This window comes from Paeniroseomonas aquatica (assembly GCF_030409335.1).
Taxonomy (GTDB): Bacteria; Pseudomonadota; Alphaproteobacteria; order Acetobacterales; family Acetobacteraceae; genus Belnapia; species Belnapia aquatica.
Map to the genome: position 1 here is coordinate 1 of NZ_JAUFPN010000261.1, position 1,614 is coordinate 1,614.

The 1,614-nt window shown below is 64.2% G+C and carries 1 protein-coding gene; it reads right to left on the minus strand.

Going from position 1 to position 1,614, the window contains the following annotated elements:
- On the minus strand, positions 1-1,097 hold a 1,097-nt coding region (gene ltrA, locus QWZ14_RS29195), incomplete at its 3' end, for a group II intron reverse transcriptase/maturase (RefSeq protein ID WP_290320583.1).
- Between the last annotated feature and the right edge of the window lie 517 nt (positions 1,098-1,614).

Consider the following 1,614-nt stretch of genomic DNA (forward strand, 5'->3'; position numbering starts at 1 on the left):
TAGCCGTAATGCCCGCGTAGCACGCTGGAATACCAGCGGTGCTGCTCGCCCAGCGGCGTGTGCATCCGCCGTCGCGCTTCCTGGCGCAGCGCTGTCAGTTTGCGTGACAGTCGTTTGCTCTGTGTCTTGTGCTTGACGATGAACCGGCCGTCCCGGGTCCACCCGCAGTAGTGGGTGAACCCCAGAAAGGCGAAGGTTTCCGGACGCCGCTCGCCGCGTTGCTGCCGCGCCATGGCCGGTAGGCGGCCAAACGCGATCAGGCGCGTCTTATCCTCGTGCAGCAGCAGGCCGAACTTGGCCAGCCGCTGCTCGAGGTCGGCCAGCATCCGTTTTGCGTCGGCCGCGCTCTCAAAGCCCATCACGAAGTCATCGGCATAGCGCACGATCGACACCCGTCCGCGTGCATGCCGCCGACGCCATTGATGGACCCAAAGATCGAGGACGTAGTGCAAAAAGATGTTGGCGAGGAGCGGGCTGATACCCGCCCCTTGCGGCGTTCCCCTATCCGTCTCGCGCCACTCATTGCTCTCGAGGATACCGGCATCGAGCCACATCCGGACAAGCCGGAGCACTCGGGGGTCGGCAATCCTCTGCGCCAGCATCCGCAGCAGCCACTCGTGGTCAACCGAATCGAAAAAGCTGCGTATGTCGGCATCGAGCACCCAGCTCACGCGCTGGCTCATGATCGCGGTATGCAGCGATGATAGAGCCTGGTGCGGGTTGCGCCCCGGCCGAAAGCCGTAGGAGAACCCGAGGAAGTCGACTTCGTAGATGGCGCTCAACGTCTCGGCCACTGCGCCCTGGACGATCTTGTCTTCCAGGGTTGGCACACCGAGCGGTCGTCGCCCGCCGTCTGCTTTCGGGATGTAGACACGCCGAACCGGCTGTGGCCGGTAGCGTCCGGTGTGAACCTGCGTGCAGAGGTCCTGGAGATTGACCTCCAGGTTCTGCTCGTAGTCCGCCACCGTGATCCCATCGACTCCCGCGCTTGCCTGCCGCTTCTGCCGTCGGAACGCCCTTTCGAGCGCCTCGACATCAACATGGTGTAGCAGGGCGGTGAACCGGGTCTGGACGGCCGCGCTGGCCGCCGCGTTCACCCGTGCGAGGTTAGATGGCAAGGCTGCCCGGCTCTGTGTCCGGACCCTGTCACTCTCGCGTGGGTTCCTTCCGGGCTGGCCCCTTCCCTCGGCGCGCCTCGTTTCCTTCGGCGGCGTCATCGGTAGTACGAACCAGTCCGACTCCCGACCTCAGCTCGAACAGCAGCTCCGGCAGTGCCTCGCCACCATCCCCCGCCAGAGACCAATCTGGCGGACCCGGTCGGGCCTCTCATGTTCCGATGAATGCTTTCCATGCGTGATGCGGCCTTCGACCCCGGCGAAGCGACGTCATCTCGCATAGCGATGACGCACGTGCTGCCTTCGAGAACGGGAACACTCTCGGCCTTCGCGACCTTCCACATTTCGGGGCTCAATCCCACACCCCACATGGCTCCTGTCTACACTTCAGACCCCGCGTTACCGCGACGCCCGCAAGACTCGGTCCCGGCCTGCCCGCTACGGCTTTAGCCGGATGAGACTTTCACTCACAGGCACTCATCAGCTTCGCATGACGTAC